Here is a 15647-nt window from a genome sequence, read left to right as displayed (position 1 = left end):
GCGTGATTCCCATCGTGTGTGCGTTGGCCTCAGCGGCCCAGGTAAACCTCGATCACCCGCTCATCCGCCTGCACCTGCTGCAGCGACCCTTCGGCCAGCACGCTGCCCTGGTGCAGCACGGTGACGTAGTCGGCGATGGTGTCGACGAAGCCCATGTCGTGTTCCACCACCATCAGTGAGTGCTTGCCGGCCAGGCGCTTGAACAGCTCGGCGGTGAATTCGGTCTCGGCGTCGGTCATGCCCGCCACCGGTTCGTCCAGCAGCAACAGTTGCGGGTCCTGCACCAGCAGCATGCCGATCTCCAGGAACTGCTTCTGGCCGTGGGACAACAGGCCGGCGGGGCGGTGCACCGAGGTGGTCAGGCGAATGGTGTCGAGCACCTCGTCGATGCGGTCTTTCTGCTCGCCCGTCAGGCGCGCACGCAGGCTGGCCCACACCGACTTGTCGGTCTTCTGCGCCAGCTCCAGGTTCTCGAACACGCTCAGGGCCTCGAACACCGTCGGCTTCTGGAACTTGCGGCCGATGCCGGCCTGGGCGATCTGCACCTCGCTCATCTTGGTCAGGTCCAGGGTTTCACCGAACCAGGCCTTGCCGTGGCTGGGGCGGGTCTTGCCGGTGATCACGTCCATCAGCGTGGTCTTGCCCGCGCCGTTGGGGCCGATGATGCAGCGCAGCTCGCCGACGCCGATGTACAGGTTGAGGTTGTTCAGCGCCTTGAAGCCATCGAAGCTGACGCTGATGTCTTCCAGGGTCAGGATGGTGCCGTGGCGGGCGCTGAGCGCACCGTCCACGCGCTGGCCCAGGCCGATGGCGTCACGGCTGGTGCCGGCGTCGCGGTTGGGTTCCAGGATGGGTTCGAGCATGAACTCGGGAGTCGGCGTGGTCTTCATTGTTCGCCCCTTTGCTTGATCAGGCCGATGACACCCTTGGGCAGGTACAGGGTGACGATGATGAACAGCGCGCCGAGGAAGAACAGCCAGTATTCAGGGAAAGCCACGGTGAACCAGCTCTTCATGCCGTTCACCAGGCCTGCGCCCAGCAGCGGGCCGATCAGCGTGCCGCGGCCGCCCAGGGCCACCCACACGGCGGCTTCGATGGAGTTGGTCGGCGACATTTCGCTGGGGTTGATGATGCCCACCTGGGGCACGTAAAGCGCGCCGGCCAGGCCACACAGCACGGCGCTCAGCACCCAGATGAAAAGCTTGAAACCACGCGGGTCGTAGCCGCAGAACATCAGCCGGTTCTCGGCGTCACGCAGGGCGGTCAGCACGCGGCCGAACTTGCTCTGTGCCAGGCGCCAGCCCAGCAGCAGGCTGCCCACCAGCAAGGCCACGGTGAGCAGGAACAGCACCGCGCGGGTGCCCTGCGAGGTGATGTCGAAGCCCAGCAGGGTGCGGAAGTTGGTGAAGCCGTTGTTGCCGCCAAAGCCGGTCTCGTTGCGGAAGAACAGCAGCATGCCGGCGAAGGTCAGCGCCTGGGTCATGATCGAGAAGTACACGCCCTTGATCCGCGAGCGGAAGGCGAAGAAGCCGAACACCAGCGCCAGTAGCCCCGGGGCCAGCACCACCAGGCACATGGCCCAGAGGAAGTGTTGGGTGCCGGTCCAGTACCACGGCAGCTCGGTCCACGACAGGAAGGTCATGAACGCCGGCAGGGCATCGCCGGCCGACTCGCGCATCAGGTACATGCCCATGGCGTAGCCGCCCAGGGCGAAGAACAGGCCGTGGCCCAGGGACAGCAGCCCGGCGTAGCCCCACACCAGGTCCAGGGCCAGGGCGACGATGGCGTAGCAGAGGATCTTGCCCACCAGGGTCAGGGTGTAGGCCGACACCTGCAGGCTGCTGGTGTCAGGCAGCAGCGACATCAGCGCCAGGGCCACCAACCCCAGCACCACCAGGGCGCCGATGGCGATAGTGGCCTTGGGGCCGGCCTTTTGCGCGGCGGTTACCATCAATGGTTGGTTCATCAGTCGATCACCCGTCCTTTCAATGCAAAGAGGCCCTGCGGACGTTTCTGGATAAACAGAATGATCAGCGCCAGGATCAGGATCTTGCCCAGCACCGCGCCAATCTGCGGTTCCAGGATTTTGTTGGCGATACCCAGGCCGAACGCCGCCGAGACGCTGCCGGCCAGCTGGCCGACGCCGCCCAGTACCACCACCAGGAACGAGTCGATGATGTAGCCCTGGCCCAGTTCGGGGCCGACGTTGCCGATCTGGCTCAACGCCACGCCGCCAAGGCCGGCGATGCCCGAGCCCAGGCCGAAGGCGAGCATGTCGATGCGCCCGGTGGGCACGCCGCAGCAGGCGGCCATGTTGCGGTTCTGGGTGACGGCGCGCACGTTCAGGCCCAGGCGGGTCTTGTTCAGCAGCAGCCAGGTCAGCACCACCACGAACAGCGCGAAAGCGATGATGACGATGCGGTTGTAGGGCAGTACCAGGTTGGGCAACACCTGGATGCCGCCGCTCAGCCATTCGGGGTTGGCCACTTCCACGTTCTGCGCGCCGAAGATCAGGCGCACCGCCTGGATCAGGATCAGGCTGATGCCCCAGGTGGCCAGCAGGGTTTCCAGCGGGCGGCCGTACAGGTGGCGAATGATGGTGCGTTCCAGGGCCATGCCGATGCAGGCGGTGACGAAGAACGCCACCGGCAGCGCCACCAGCGGGTAGAACTCGATGGCGCCCGGGGCCAGGCGTTGGAACAGCAGCTGCACGGCGTAGGTGGAGTAGGCGCCGATCATCAGCATTTCGCCGTGGGCCATGTTGATCACGCCCAGCAGGCCGAAGGTGATGGCCAGGCCCAGCGCCGCCAGCAGCAGGATCGAGCCCAGGGACATGCCGCTGAAGGCCTGGCCCAGCAGGTCGCCGATCATCAGTTTGCGTTTCACCTGCACCAGGCTGGTTTCGGCGGCGGTGCGCACGCCGGGGTCTTTTTCCACGTCGGGCTGCAGCAGGTTTTCCAGGCGGGTGCGGGCCATGGGCTCGCCGGTGTCGCCCAGCAGGCGCACGGCAGCCAGGCGCACGGCCGGATCCGGGTCGACCAGTTGCAGGTTGGCCAGGGCCAGGCTCAGGGCGGTCTTGACCGTGCTGTCCTGCTCGCCGGCCACCACGTGGTCCAGCAGTTTCAGTTGGGCGGGCTGGGCGCTTTTCTGCAGCTGTTGGGCGGCGGCCAAGCGCGTGGCCTTGTCGTTGTTGAGCAGTTGCTGGCTGGCCATGGCGTTGTCCACCAGGCCGCGCAGGCGGTTGTTCAGGCGCACTTTGCGCAGGTTGCTGTCGCTGGGGGCGTTGGCCTTTTCGATGACGGCGTGCTTGTCGGCGTCCATGGCCACGCGGCCGTCCTGCAGGGCCTGTAGCAGCTCAAGGCGTTCGGGGATGGGCTGGGCAGCCCAGGTTTCCAGCAGTTGCGCCTGCTGCGCAGAGTCGCCAGCGACGAAGTCGTCGCCGTCGCTGGCGTGGGCGGCCAGGGGCAGCAGCAGGATGAGGGAGAGCAGAAGGCGATAAAGGGACATGGCAGCGTCCTGAAAAGCGGAGAAAATCGGCGGCTTCACACCCGTAGCCGCTGCCGCCAGGCTGCGCTGGCCCTTGAGTACGCTGAAAATCTCCAGCGGGGCGCAGGGCCAGCGCAGCCTTCGGCAGCGGCTACGTTGGGGGAGTTAGTTGCTCTTCACTGCGTAGTCCGGCTTCTTGTCGTTACCTGGAATGAACGGGCTCCACGGCTCGGCGCGGATCGGCTCCTTGGTCTGCCACACCACGTTGAACTGACCGTCGTCCTGGATCTCGCCGATCATCACCGGCTTGTGCAGGTGGTGGTTGGTCTTGTCCATGGTCAGGGTGAAGCCCGACGGCGCGGCGAAGGTCTGGCCGCCCATGGCTTCGCGCACTTTATCCACATCGGTGGACTTGGCTTTCTCGGCGGCCTGGGCCCACATGTGGATGCCCACGTAGGTGGCTTCCATCGGGTCGTTGGTCACCGCCTTGTCGGCGCCTGGCAGGTTGTGGGCCTTGGCGTAGGCTTTCCAGTCGGCGACGAACTTGGTGTTGACCGGGTTATCCACCGACTCGAAGTAGTTCCAGGCGGCCAGGTTGCCCACCAAAGGCTTGGTGTCGATGCCGCGCAGTTCTTCCTCGCCCACCGAGAACGCCACCACCGGCACGTCGGTCGCCTTCAGGCCCTGGTTGGCCAGCTCCTTGTAGAACGGCACGTTGGAGTCGCCGTTGACGGTGGAGATCACCGCAGTCTTGCCACCAGCGGAGAACTTCTTGATGTTGGCGACGATGGTCTGGTAATCGGCGTGGCCGAACGGGGTGTAGACCTCTTCGATGTCGCTGTCCTTCACGCCTTTGGAGTGCAGGAAGGCGCGCAGAATCTTGTTGGTGGTGCGCGGGTAGACGTAGTCGGTGCCCAGCAGGAAGAAGCGCTTGGCGCTGCCGCCGTCTTCGCTCATCAGGTATTCCACGGCAGGAATGGCCTGCTGGTTCGGCGCGGCGCCGGTGTAGAACACGTTGGGCGACATTTCTTCGCCTTCATACTGCACGGGGTAGAACAGCAGGCCGTTGAGCTCTTCGAACACTGGCAGCACCGACTTGCGCGACACCGAGGTCCAGCAGCCGAACACCACGGCCACCTTGTCCTGGGTCAGCAGCTGGCGGGCCTTCTCGGCGAACAGCGGCCAGTTGGACGCAGGGTCCACCACCACCGGTTCCAGCTTCTTGCCGTTGACGCCGCCCTTGGCGTTGATCTCGTCGATGGTCATCAGCGCCACGTCTTTCAACGAGGTTTCGGAAATTGCCATGGTGCCCGACAGCGAATGCAGGATACCGACCTTGATGGTCTCGGCGGCCTGGATAGTCCAGCTCATGCCCATGGCGGCGATGGACGCCGTGAGGGTAAACGCCTTGATCAAGCTACGACGCTTCATGGTGCAATCTCCAAATGATTTGATTTTTTAGTGGGGCAGATGGCGACTTCTGCCTGGGAGATTGCAAGGGGTGTGCCGAAGTGGTGCGGGGCCGTGGGATGGCGCTTTGAGGGCTGTAGAGGTCGCAGGCCTGCACCGGGCTGGTGCGCGTTTGGCGCGGTGGTGCGTGGGGTTGGGCGTTGCTGGTGCATTGCTAGCGGTATTGCTGCACATCCACGGACGCGGCCTGTGGCCGCTGCTACACGGGTCGTAGCAGCTGCCGCCAGGCGGCGTCCGGCCACGCCGCGATCAGCCTGCGGTGCAGGCGTCCACCAGCGCCTTGGCGGCATCAATCAATGGAATGACGCCGCGGGCCAGCAATTTGCCGTCCACGCCATCGCAGTCGGCGGCTTCATAGGCAATGGCCCCGGCGTAGCCGAGCAACAGCGAGGCATGGGCAAGCGCGTCGTCGGCGTTCGTGCCTGTGCGGACGGAGAAGAGGCGTTGGTTGTTTCGGTCCAGGGGGCCGAAGTGGTGGAGGCGCGTGGTGGGTAAATCGAAGCTCATGGTAAAAAACTCAATGATGTGGATGGCCCACCCTGCCGCTTGCACACGGTTGGGTGGCAGCTGTTCGCAGGTGTGCAAGACCGGACCACACCACTTCCGGCAGGGTTGACCCCTCCCGCGAACAGCTACCATGAGCATCATCGTGGCGTACGAATACGCCAGCGACGATTCTAACAGTTGCTGTTGATGTGGTTCAGGCTTGCACGCCTGGCCGCTGATTTCAGCGACCCTGGGAGGCTATCCCTGGTGCCCCATGACCTCAAGTCAGACGTTTCCGAAAATGACGTTACCTTGTAGGACGTATAGTAAAAGCATGAGCTGTTACATTTTTCCCGATGGGGAGCGATTGACGCAGCAGACCATGAGCCATAGAATTAATGCCGATGATGTGGTGGAAGGGTGATCCCCACGTTAAATAAAGAAGTCCCCAGTTGAAAGATGTGGTGAAAGGATAATTCCCACGTTAAAAAAAGAAGTTATCCATCTTGAATGAAAAAGCTCCTTAATTGGGGCTTTTTTTTTGGGCAAAGGAAATATGCTGATAAAAAAATTAGAACAATCATTTTTCACTGAGAACGCACATCTCCAAGAGGTTCTGGACAAAAAGCATGGTGTCTGGGACGACGAGAAGAAGCGAGGTTACGGAATTTTGCTTATCGAGCTGAATAGCCTGCGTTTTGGCATACCGCTCCGCTCTCATATCAACCATAAATTTTGTTTCAAAACGGCTGATAACAAAGGTCTTGATTTTTCAAAGGCCCTGCTGCTTCTCAAGGATGAATATATCTCATCTTCTCCATTCATGATTCCAGCTGCTGAGTTTGTTAAAATCAAGGATGCTGCTCACATTATTCAGCGAAAGTTTTCAAAGTATGTAGGCAGGTATGTCGAGGTCGTCGCGAAGCAGGACAGAAATGTCTTGGAACGTAACTATAAATTTTCAACGTTGCGAAATTATCATCTGGAGCTAGGGCTATGAACACGAAAGCCCGCAGAGATCGCTCCCCTGCGGGCTTCGGATGCTGTCTCAGGAAATAAACGACATTGCTTGATCCTTGATTGTTAGCCCTGTTTTTATTTCCGGTTGATGCGCAAGTACCTCGTGCCTCTAGTCAGTACCCGGTGCCGAAGGCTGCGCTGGCCCTACGCCGCGCAGCAGATATTCAGCGTACTCCGGGGCCAGCGCAGCCTAGCGGCAGCGGCTACGAATGCACCGCGCTCGAGCTTGGAATACGCGCCAACGCCCATTCGATTGCCCACACCACCGCCAACGACACCCCCACCAGCGGAAAGATCACCCCCAGCGCAACCATGATGCCGATCGCCACTTTCCACTTCGGCAAATCATGCCGCAACGGCGGTACCCCCAGTTGGCCCACGGGCCGGCGTTTCCACCACATGATCAAGCCGCTCGCCGAGCCCAGCAGGATCATCAGGCACACCAGCAGGATCACGATCTGGTTGAACGGCCCGAACATCTTCCCTTCGTGCAGCATCACCCCGGCCTCGGTGGCGCGGGCGACGGGGCCGTAGTCTTTCCAGCCGACGTTGGCCAGTACTTGCCCGGTGTATTGGTCGACGTGCAGGGTCGCGTCATTGCGCGGGTCGTCGGCGAACACCGAGACGGTGAACACGCCGGTATCGGTGGTCGGCAGGGTGATGCTGTAGCCCGGCTCGACGCGGTGCGCGGTGGCCAGGTCCACTACCTGCTGCAGGCTGATCGCCGGATCGGCCGGCATCTGCATGTGGCCGCCGTGGGCCATGTGCTCGGCATGGGCGCCGCCGGACATGGGCATGGGCGTGTTTTCCAGCGCCCACGGCACGGTCTGGCGGTTGGCTTTGTTCAGCTCGCCCGCCTGCACGTCGGACTTGGGCACGTTGTCCCACATGGCGGCGGGGAAGGTGTTCCACACCTGGGCGAATTGCTTGCCCCACAGGCCGGTCCAGGTCATGCCGCTGAGCAGCATCAGCAGCAGGAATGCCGAACCCCAGAAGCCCAGCACGCCATGCAGGTCGCGCCAGAACAGCCGGCCGCGGGCATTCAGGCGTGGCCACAGCACGCCGGCGCCGGCCTTGCCGCGCGGCCACCACAGGTACAGGCCCGACACCACCAGCACGATGCCCCAGCCTGCGGCCAGTTCCACCAGGCGGTCGCCGACGGTGCCGATCATCAGCTCGCCATGCAGGGCGCGGGCAATGGCCTGCAGGTTGAGCTTGGCGTTCTGGTCGCCCAGCACCGCGCCCGTGTAGGGGTTGATGAACACGTTCAGGTCGCGGCCCTTGGCCGTCAGTACGAATTGCGCGCTGCGGTCGGCGGCGGTGGCCGGCAGGTATTGGGTGATGCCGTCTTGTGGATAACTGCTGTGCACGCGCTGCATCAGTTCGTCAGCGCTGAGCGCGTGCTCGGCAGGGGTGAGGACCATCAGCGAGCGGTACATCAACGGATCAAGTTGTGGTTTGAACAGGTAGATGATGCCGGTGATCGCCAGCAGGATCATGAAGGGGGCGACGAACAGCCCGGCGTAGAAGTGCCAGCGCCAGGCCAGGTTGTAGAAATTAGTAGTTGGCTTGCTCATCACGGAGCGCTCCACGGTAGCAAAAAGGCGGCGCGATCCAGGCGCGCCGCCGAAGGGTTCAGAAGCTGAAATCAACCTTGGTCCACAGCGTGCGGCCGGTTTCGTTCACGGCCTGCGGGTCGCTGGCCGGGTAGCCGAAGCCGGCGTTGCCCGCCAGGTTCAGGTGCTCGGAATAGCTTTTGTCGAGCAGGTTGTCGACGCCGGCGCTGACCTTCAGGTGCGGGTTGATGCGGTAGGCGCCGTTGAGCGAGAACACGCCGAAGCCGGGACTCTTTTCGTAGTCCTTGCCGACGACGTTGCCGGCGCCGATGTCGACGCGGTCCTGCGCAGCCACCAGGCGCCACAGGGCGCCGGCGCTCCAGTTGTCCTGGGCGTAGGTCAGGCCCAGGCGTGATTCCAGCGGCGGCATTTGCGCCAGGGCGCGGCCGTCGCTGCTGTTCTTGCCCCAGGCGTAGGCCAGGGTGGCGTCGGCTTTCCAGCGCTCGGTGAGCCGGTAGGCGGCGCCCAGTTCGCCGCCCATGATGCGGGCGTCGATGTTGCGCGCCTGGGAGCTCATGCCGCTGTAGTCGAACAGGATGAAGTCGCGCACCTGGCCGACGTAGCCGGACGCCCAGGCTTCAAGCTGTTCGGTCTTGTACTGGACGCCGAAGTCCAGTTGCGTGGTTTTTTCCGGTTTCAGGTCGTGGAAGGCGTTGACCGCGCCCGGGCCGGAGGTGGGGGAGAACAGCTCCCAATAATCCGGGAAGCGCTGCACATGGCCGAGGCCGATGTAGGTGGTGGCGGGCACGGCAGCCAAGTCATGTTCGTAGCGCAGGAAACCGCTGGGCAGCGTCTGTTCGCGGGTTTCATCGGCCGTGGGGTTGGCGATGGCGCTCATCCCGGAACCCGTGGTTTGCCGATAGTCGCGCGCCTGGGCGCGGTCCACACGGGCGCCGCCGATGACCCGGTCGTTGCCGCTGGCGTACCAGGTCAGCTCGCTGAACACGCCGACGTCCTGCATGTCGGCGTCCTTGCTGCGCGGCACGTCCTTGTAAGCGTCCACGCCCATGGCGCTGCGCTTGCGGTGCTGGCTGGTCTGCGCGTCGATGCCGCTCAGCAGCTGCCAGTCGGCCCACTTCCAGGTGGCCTTGATGCGTGCGCCCAGGGTGCGGCGGTCGGGGTTGCTGGCCATGGCGCCACCCATCATGCCGGTGCCGGACGGGGTGCGCAGGGTGTAGTTGTCCATCACGTGGTCGGCGTAGTTGTAGTAGACCTGGGCCTCGACCTTGTCCAGCACTTCGCCGATGTTCGATTTCTCGAAGCGCAGCCCCAGGCTTTCACGCTTGAACTGGGTGCCGTCCATGCCGCGCCCGGCGTAGCGCGATTCGCCGTCGCCCTTGCCGGCGGTCAACTCCAGCAGGGTGTCGGCGTCAGGCGTCCAGCCCAGGGCCACGTCGCCGTTCCATTTGTTCCAACGCGAGGGCACGGTGTCGCCGTTGCCGTCCTTGTAGTCATCGGCCTGGGAGGTGTTGCCGACGAAGCGGGCGTAGCCGTCGGCGTTGCCCACGGCGGTGTCCACCACCTTGTCGAAGCGGCCGTTGGAGCCCGCCAGCAGGCTGGCGTTGAAGCGGCTGCCCAGCGCGCCGAAGTGCTCGGGCTCGCGCTCGAACAGGATGGTGCCGGCAGAGGCACCGGGGCCCCATTGCACGGTTTGCGGGCCCTTGATCACGGTCAGGCGGTCGAAGGTTTCCGGGGCGATGTAGGAGGTGGGCGCGTCCATGCGGTTGGGGCAGGCGCCCAAGACGTTGCCGCCGTTGGTGAGGATATTCAGCCGCGAGCCGAACATGCCGCGCAGCACCGGGTCACCATTGGTGCCGCCGCTGCGGATGGCCGAGAAGCCGGGAATGGTCTTCAGGTAATCGGAGCCATCGCTGGCCGGCACCGGCTGGCGCGGGTCCTTGGGGTTGGTGACCACGGTCAAGGGCGAGCTGGGGGCCACGGCGGTGATCACCGTAGGGCTCAGTTCGGTGGCGTCGACCAGTTCGGCGGCAAAGGCCGCAGGGCAGAAAAGCGTGCCGCACAGCGCGGCGGCCGTCCGTTTACGGGACAGCAACAAGGTAGCAGTAGACCTGGACATGGTTTATCCAACTTCGATCAGTCACAAAGGCACGGGTGCACGCCCGCCGCCGCGAGGGCAGCGTGGGAAACACGACGTGAGCAGGGGCTAGGCGAAGCGGATGGCAGGCGGGGCGCGGGTACGGGCGCCGGGGAACACGGCCTGGGCGGCGTGGCCCTGGCGGGTGGGGGCGATGAGGCCGGCCACGGGCAGTGGCTTGGCCAGTGGCAGGTAGCCGGGCGCCTGGGGCAGGGCCGGGGTGTGGAAGAACAGGCTGCAATAGCCGCACTTTTCCCAGATGGGGTGCAGCGAGGGGTCGCCATGATGGCCGCCCATGTCCATGCCCGGCATGTCCATGGACATTTCCATGGGCATGGCGCGGTCGTGGTCCATCGGCATCGACTGGGAAACCAGCGGGCCGATGAACATCATCAGCATGGCGAACAGGCTTAGCCAGGTCGCCCGCCGATTGGGCGGGGCATGGGGCCTGTGGTGGTGCGCGCGGCTCATGGTTTAAGGGTTGGCTACCGGGGGCTGCTTCATGACCACTACTTGCACGGTGATATCACCGGCTTGCTTGAAGTGTAGTGTCAGCGGGAATTGGCCGCCATCGTGCAACTGGCTGCGGTCGCTGAGGTTGAGCAGCATCACGTGGTAGCCCATGGGCTGGAAGGTAGCCTGCTCGCCGGCGCCGATGTTCACGGCTTCCACGGGGGCCATTTTCATCATGCCGTCGCTGTCCATGTGCTGATGGATCTCGGCGCTGCCGGCAATCGGGCTGTCGGCGCCCAGCAGGCGGTCGGCGCTGTTGCCGTCGTTGCGAATAGTGAAGTACGCCGCCACGGTGGGGGCGTTGGGTGGCAGTTCCTGGGACCAGGGTTGCAGCACCTGGATGTCCTTGGCCTGGGCCATGAAGGCGGGCAGCAGCAGGGTCAACGCTAACAGCACTTTCTTGAGCATGGTGGCTTTCCATGAGCAGCGTGTGGGATGACGGCAGCGGGGGATTATCCACGATACACCCGTGGCGCGCATCCACTGTAGCCGCTGCCGCCAGGCTGCGGCTACATGGAGTAACAAGAGCAAAGAAACTGTTTATGTCGAAAATGTTTATACATGACTTGCGATTTATATCGCTGCGGGACTAATTTCAATTTTTGCCGGAGGGACAATCATGAACAACATTATTGTAAATGGCAGCTTCGGAACTGGCGACTTTCAAGGGTGGGACGTATCTCCGAACGAGACTTCCTTGCGGGAAGATGGTAACGATTATTTTGCCAGGCTGGCGCCGTTGTCATCAGATAATGTGGTTTTTGGCCAGCAAGGACGTTTAGCTACCGGGCCTCATACTTTAAGCTTTGGGTATGCAGCCGATAGGCTCGAAGGTGAGGAAGAAACGTTGCGGCTGGTTATTTATATGCTGGCTATCGGTGGGGCAGATGATACCCTTTTTGTGCAAGGGTTTTTAAGTGCGAGCCCCACCTTTCGATTTGAACGGGTTAATTTTGATGTCAATGCTGATGAGTTGGGTAGTGATATAAGGTTTTCCCTTGGCGTCAACGTGTTGTTCGGTGATGTAGGGGAATTTCGCAAGGGGCCGGCACTGGTACGTGACTTTGAGCTTTTTCCAAGTGAAAATCGTCATCAGGATCATCCAAAAGTGGATTTCCGAAAAGCGGGAGAGCCATGGCCATCCAGCCTTTCAAGCATCCGCGCTAGCCTGATTGCTGGTAGTGCTGGGCGGAGGTTGATATGACAACCAATTATTTTGTGAACGGCGATTTTCAAGACCCTGACTGGAAGGGGTGGAGAGTCGATGGCCAGTCCGTCAAGCGCGTAGAGGAAGAAGGAAAGTATTACGCGCTGCTGTATCCCCGCGACCCACGAAAAATTCTTCTCCAGACATTTACCGTGTCGCCGGGCTTGTTCAAACTGTCACTCAGGGCGCGAGCCTGGGCACGTGATGCTGATACGGAGCCGTCCAGGGTTTTTGGTTATGGAGCTTTGATCACCAATCCTCAAGGCGAAGGTGCACTGTTAAGTGATTTCAGGGTAGTTACCGAAGCGTGGCTGAATTATGAGCGGATTTTCGAAATTCCTGACATCTCCGGCGAATTGCGTTTTCGTTTTCAATTCAATGTGGGTGTTGAGGAAATTTTCAATAGCCAAAAGATTGCGCAGTGGGATGACCGGCTATTGAAGTTGGCCGCAGTTGAAGCCGGCCCCGTGCTTGCAGGGCAGTTTGTAATGGAACCTCTTGAATTTAAACGTTGAGGGTTTGAAGCGGGCACTGGCGGACAACCGCGGCGATTGCTCCACGACAGCCCCCGTAGCAGCGGCCGCCAGGCCGCGTCAGCGGTTCTGCTGCCCGCCAGAAGTCCCGGGTTCAGCCGAGGACGCCGCCTGGCGGCAGCTGCTACAGGGCTTCGAGCAATGTGGTGACACAATTGAATTCACGGTCGGCGGCAGGTAGCGGCGGCCGAGCCAGGATCAATACCGGCACGCGCAACTCCCTCGCCACCTCAAGCTTGGGCTCGGTGGCACCGCTGCCGCTGTTCTTGCTGATCAACACATCAATCTGCCGCCGCTCGAACAACGCCCGCTCATCCTCGAGATGGAACGGCCCGCGCGCGCCGATCACCTCGCAGCGTTCGTTGCCCGGGCAGCTTTCCAGGGCGCGCAGGGTCCAGAACTGATGCTCGGGAATCTCGTGCAAATGCTGCAACGGTTCGCGGCCCAAGGTGAACAAGGGGCGTTCGAAGGGTTTCAGCGCCTCGATCAACGCCGGCCAACCGTCGAACTCGCACCAGTCATCGCCGGCCTGTGCCTGCCAGGCCGGGCGGCGCAAGGCCCAGCAGGGCACGCCCGCCAGTGAGCCCGCCAACACGGCATTGGCGCTGATCTGCGCCGCATAGGGATGGGTCGCGTCGATCAGTAGGTCCACACCCTCGGCACGAATGAACGCCGCCAGCCCTTCGGCACCGCCGCAACCACCCACTCGCACCTGGCAGCGCAGGTCCGTGGGTACCCGGCCCACACCCGCCAGGCTGTAGATATGTTCCGGCCCCAGCGTGCGGGCAATCGCCAGCGCCTCGGTGACGCCGCCCAGCAACAGAATCCGTTTCAACGCGCTTCCCCCACAATGCCGCCCACCCGGTCGATGGCGAAGACTTCGACCTGCACCTGCGCCGGCACCACGCTGCGGGCGAAGGCCAGGGCATGGCGGCACACTTCATCACCCAGCTTGACCCCGACGGCGCTGGCCATGGCCAAGGCCTGCTGGCTGGTGTTGGCCGCGCGTATGGTCGCCTGCAGGTCGCCATCGGCGCCGATATCGGCCGCCCACTGTGCCAACTGCTCCAAGTTGATGCTCGAATGGCGGCTGTGCAGGTCCATGTGCCCGGCCGCCAGCTTGCTGATCTTGCCGAAGCCGCCGCACAGGCTGAGCTTATCCACAGGCACCTTGCGCAGGTGCTTGAGCACCGCGCCGACGAAGTCGCCCATCTCGATCAGGGCTATTTCCGGCAGGTTGTACACCCGGCGCATGGTGTCTTCGCTGGCGTTGCCGGTGCAGGCGGCGATGTGCATGTAGCCATTGGTGGTGGCGACGTCGATGCCCTGGTGGATCGAGGCGATGTAGGCCGCGCAGGAGAACGGCCGGACGATGCCGCTGGTGCCCAGGATAGAGAGGCCGCCGAGGATGCCCAGGCGCGGGTTCATGGTCTTCAGCGCCAGGGCGGCGCCGTCCTGCACGTTGACCGTCACTTCGAAGCCGCCGGTGTAGCCGCATTCCGTCGCGAGGGCGGTCAGGTGCTCGGTGATCATGCGCCGTGGCACCGGGTTGATCGCCGGCTCGCCCACGCCCAGCACCAGGCCGGGGCGGGTGACGGTGCCCACGCCGTCACCGGCGACGAAGCGGATGCCGGCGTCGATCAGGCGTACCCGTGAGTACAGCAGGGCGCCGTGGGTCACGTCCGGGTCGTCGCCGGCGTCTTTCAAGGTGCCGGCCTCGGCGCCGCCCTCCAGCAACCGGCAGAACTCCAGGCGCATTTCCACCTGCTTACCCTTGGGCAAGGTGATTTGCGCGGCGTCCAGGGCCTGGCCGGTCAGCAGCAGGCGCGCGGCGGCAAGGCTGGTGGCGGTGGCGCAGCTGCCGGTGGTCAGGCCGCTGCGCAGGGGCGCGGGTTGTTCGGCGGTTTCGTCACGCATCGAGGGGTTTGACCAGTTCCAGCAGGGTGATGGGCAGCGCCTGGCGCCAGGTGTCGAACGCGCCCAGCGGCTGCGCCTGGGCCACGTGGATGCGGGTGAGGTCGCCGCCGTGCTGCTCACGCCAGTGGGCCAGGGCCAGCTCGCTTTGCAGGGTGACGGCGTTGGCCACCAGGCGGCCGCCGGGCTTGAGTTGCTGCCAGCAGGCCTCGAACACGCCCTCGCGGGTGACGCCGCCGCCGATGAAGATCGCGTCCGGGCGTTCCAGGCCTTCCAGCGCCTGGGGCGCGCGGCCACGGACCAGTTGCAGGCCGGGCACGCCAAGGGCGTCGCGGTTGTGCTCGATCAACTGCTGGCGGCCGTCGTCGCTCTCGACTGCCAGGGTGCGGCAGCTGGGGTGCGCGCGCATCCACTCGATGCCGATGGAGCCGCTGCCAGCGCCCACGTCCCACAGCAGTTCGCCGGGCTGCGGCGCCAGGCGGGCGAGGGTGATGGCGCGCACGTCGCGCTTGGTGAGCTGGCCGTCGTGGCGGAAGGCGCTGTCGGGCAGGCCGGCCAGGCGCGACAGGCGCGGGGCGTCGACGGCGGCGCGGCAGTCGATAGCCACCACGTTGAGGTCAGCCACGGGCGCCTCGGGGCAGTCGTTGGCGGTAAAGGCCAGGCGGTGTTCAGCCGGGCCGCCCAGGTGTTCCAGCACGCTCATCAGGCTGGCGCCGTAGCCGCGCTCGCGCAGCAGGCTGGCGATGGCCGCAGGGCTGCTGCCGTCGTTGCTCAGCACCAGCAGGCGCAGGCCGTTGGCCAGTTGTGCGTTCAGCGCGGCCACCGGGCGCGCGACCACCGACAATGTCACGACGTCCTGCAACGGCCAGCCCAGGCGGGCGGCGGCTAGCGACAGCGACGAGGGCGCCGGGTGAATCAGCAGTTCGTCGTCGGCCACCTGGCGCGCCAGGCTGGCGCCCACGCCGAACAGCATCGGGTCGCCGCTGGCCAGCACGCACACGGGGCTGCCACGCAACGCCAGCACCGCTGCCAGGGAAAATGGGCTGGGCCACTGCTGGCGCTCGGCGCGGATGCAGTGGGGCAGCAATTCAAGCTGGCGCGGGCTGCCGAAAACACGTGTGGCGTTCAACAGGGCGTGGCGCGCGGCCTTGCCGAGGCCGGGGTAACCGTCCTCGCCAATCCCCACGATAGTCAGCCAGGGTGACATGAATCTTCCTCATAACCAGCTAATCCGACCGGCAGGCTTTTCATGCGCTCGGACAAAGCAGGCATAATACCGCGCCTTCTACACTCACAACGCCTTTTCA

At 63.7% G+C, this 15647-nt stretch carries 14 protein-coding genes and 2 pseudogenes; 3 read left to right on the top strand and 13 right to left on the bottom strand.

Annotation, left to right across the window (positions count from 1 at the left end):
- Nucleotides 1–29 precede the first annotated feature (29 nt).
- The 6 genes and pseudogenes from urtD to AC0Z2B_RS00475 form a co-directional block, all read right to left on the bottom strand.
- Nucleotides 30–890: an urea ABC transporter ATP-binding protein UrtD gene (gene urtD / locus AC0Z2B_RS00500; protein ID WP_473005215.1), complete on the bottom strand. Its 861-nt coding sequence runs from the start codon at nt 888–890 to the stop codon at nt 30–32.
- Nucleotides 887–1966: an urea ABC transporter permease subunit UrtC gene (gene urtC / locus AC0Z2B_RS00495; protein ID WP_476294746.1), complete on the bottom strand. Its 1080-nt coding sequence runs from the start codon at nt 1964–1966 to the stop codon at nt 887–889. The genes urtD and urtC overlap by 4 nt, the downstream gene beginning before the upstream one ends.
- Nucleotides 1966–3261 (bottom strand): annotated as a pseudogene (urtB, locus tag AC0Z2B_RS00490) (urea ABC transporter permease subunit UrtB); the annotation flags it as partial. The pseudogene urtB and the gene urtC, both read right to left, overlap by 1 nt.
- Before the next feature lie 53 nt (nt 3262–3314).
- A pseudogene (locus AC0Z2B_RS00485) lies at nt 3315–3507 on the bottom strand (urea ABC transporter permease subunit UrtB); the annotation flags it as partial.
- 144 nt (nt 3508–3651) lie between these two features.
- Nucleotides 3652–4917: an urea ABC transporter substrate-binding protein gene (gene urtA, locus AC0Z2B_RS00480; protein ID WP_476294745.1), complete on the bottom strand. Its 1266-nt coding sequence runs from the start codon at nt 4915–4917 to the stop codon at nt 3652–3654.
- 288 nt (nt 4918–5205) lie between these two features.
- Complete coding sequence (locus tag AC0Z2B_RS00475; RefSeq protein WP_473005217.1) at nt 5206–5463, bottom strand: DUF3077 domain-containing protein; 258 nt, start codon at nt 5461–5463, stop codon at nt 5206–5208.
- A 535-nt stretch (nt 5464–5998) separates the two neighbouring features.
- Here AC0Z2B_RS00475 and tenpIN point away from each other — a divergent pair.
- The gene (tenpIN, locus tag AC0Z2B_RS00470; RefSeq protein ID WP_476294744.1) at nt 5999–6442 is read left to right on the top strand and encodes a type III toxin-antitoxin system TenpIN family toxin; all 444 of its coding nucleotides are present in this window, start codon (nt 5999–6001) and stop codon (nt 6440–6442) included.
- Nucleotides 6443–6665: 223 nt separating this feature from the next.
- On the opposite strand, the gene AC0Z2B_RS00465 is transcribed toward tenpIN, so the two are convergent.
- The 4 genes from AC0Z2B_RS00465 to AC0Z2B_RS00450 form a co-directional block, all read right to left on the bottom strand.
- Nucleotides 6666–8039 (bottom strand): PepSY-associated TM helix domain-containing protein, encoded by a 1374-nt coding sequence (locus tag AC0Z2B_RS00465; RefSeq protein WP_476294743.1) that lies wholly within the window; start codon nt 8037–8039, stop codon nt 6666–6668.
- Between the two features lie 58 nt (nt 8040–8097).
- Nucleotides 8098–10155: a TonB-dependent copper receptor gene (locus tag AC0Z2B_RS00460; protein WP_476294742.1), complete on the bottom strand. Its 2058-nt coding sequence runs from the start codon at nt 10153–10155 to the stop codon at nt 8098–8100.
- An 87-nt stretch (nt 10156–10242) separates the two neighbouring features.
- A complete protein-coding gene (locus tag AC0Z2B_RS00455) occupies nt 10243–10644 on the bottom strand; it encodes a DUF2946 family protein (RefSeq protein ID WP_473005220.1) in 402 nt (133 codons plus the stop codon).
- 3 nt (nt 10645–10647) lie between these two features.
- Nucleotides 10648–11094, bottom strand: coding sequence for a copper chaperone PCu(A)C (locus tag AC0Z2B_RS00450; protein WP_476294741.1), 447 nt, complete (start codon nt 11092–11094; stop codon nt 10648–10650).
- A 211-nt stretch (nt 11095–11305) separates the two neighbouring features.
- Here AC0Z2B_RS00450 and AC0Z2B_RS00445 point away from each other — a divergent pair, with 211 nt between their 5' ends.
- Entirely contained in the window at nt 11306–11890 is a 585-nt protein-coding gene (locus tag AC0Z2B_RS00445; RefSeq protein ID WP_476294740.1) for a hypothetical protein, read from the top strand.
- On the top strand, nt 11887–12408 hold the full coding sequence (locus tag AC0Z2B_RS00440; RefSeq protein WP_476294739.1) for a carbohydrate binding domain-containing protein: 522 nt from the start codon (nt 11887–11889) through the stop codon (nt 12406–12408). The genes AC0Z2B_RS00445 and AC0Z2B_RS00440 overlap by 4 nt, the downstream gene beginning before the upstream one ends.
- Before the next feature lie 142 nt (nt 12409–12550).
- Here the strand turns inward: AC0Z2B_RS00440 and AC0Z2B_RS00435 are convergent, their stop codons facing one another.
- The 3 genes from AC0Z2B_RS00435 to cbiE are packed head-to-tail and all read right to left on the bottom strand — an operon-like array spanning nt 12551 to nt 15547.
- On the bottom strand, nt 12551–13261 hold the full coding sequence (locus tag AC0Z2B_RS00435; RefSeq protein ID WP_476294738.1) for a cobalt-precorrin-6A reductase: 711 nt from the start codon (nt 13259–13261) through the stop codon (nt 12551–12553).
- Entirely contained in the window at nt 13258–14343 is a 1086-nt protein-coding gene (locus AC0Z2B_RS00430) for a cobalt-precorrin-5B (C(1))-methyltransferase (protein ID WP_476294737.1), read from the bottom strand. The genes AC0Z2B_RS00435 and AC0Z2B_RS00430 overlap by 4 nt, the downstream gene beginning before the upstream one ends.
- Entirely contained in the window at nt 14336–15547 is a 1212-nt protein-coding gene (cbiE, locus tag AC0Z2B_RS00425) for a precorrin-6y C5,15-methyltransferase (decarboxylating) subunit CbiE (RefSeq protein ID WP_476294736.1), read from the bottom strand. Before cbiE ends, AC0Z2B_RS00430 begins: the two co-directional genes overlap by 8 nt.
- Nucleotides 15548–15647: the final 100 nt, after the last annotated feature.

It is taken from the genome of Pseudomonas sp. GYB4201 (genome assembly GCF_056312595.1).
The sequence above is the reverse complement of the archived record's forward strand: the minus strand, read 5'-3'. Positions and strand labels throughout refer to the sequence as shown.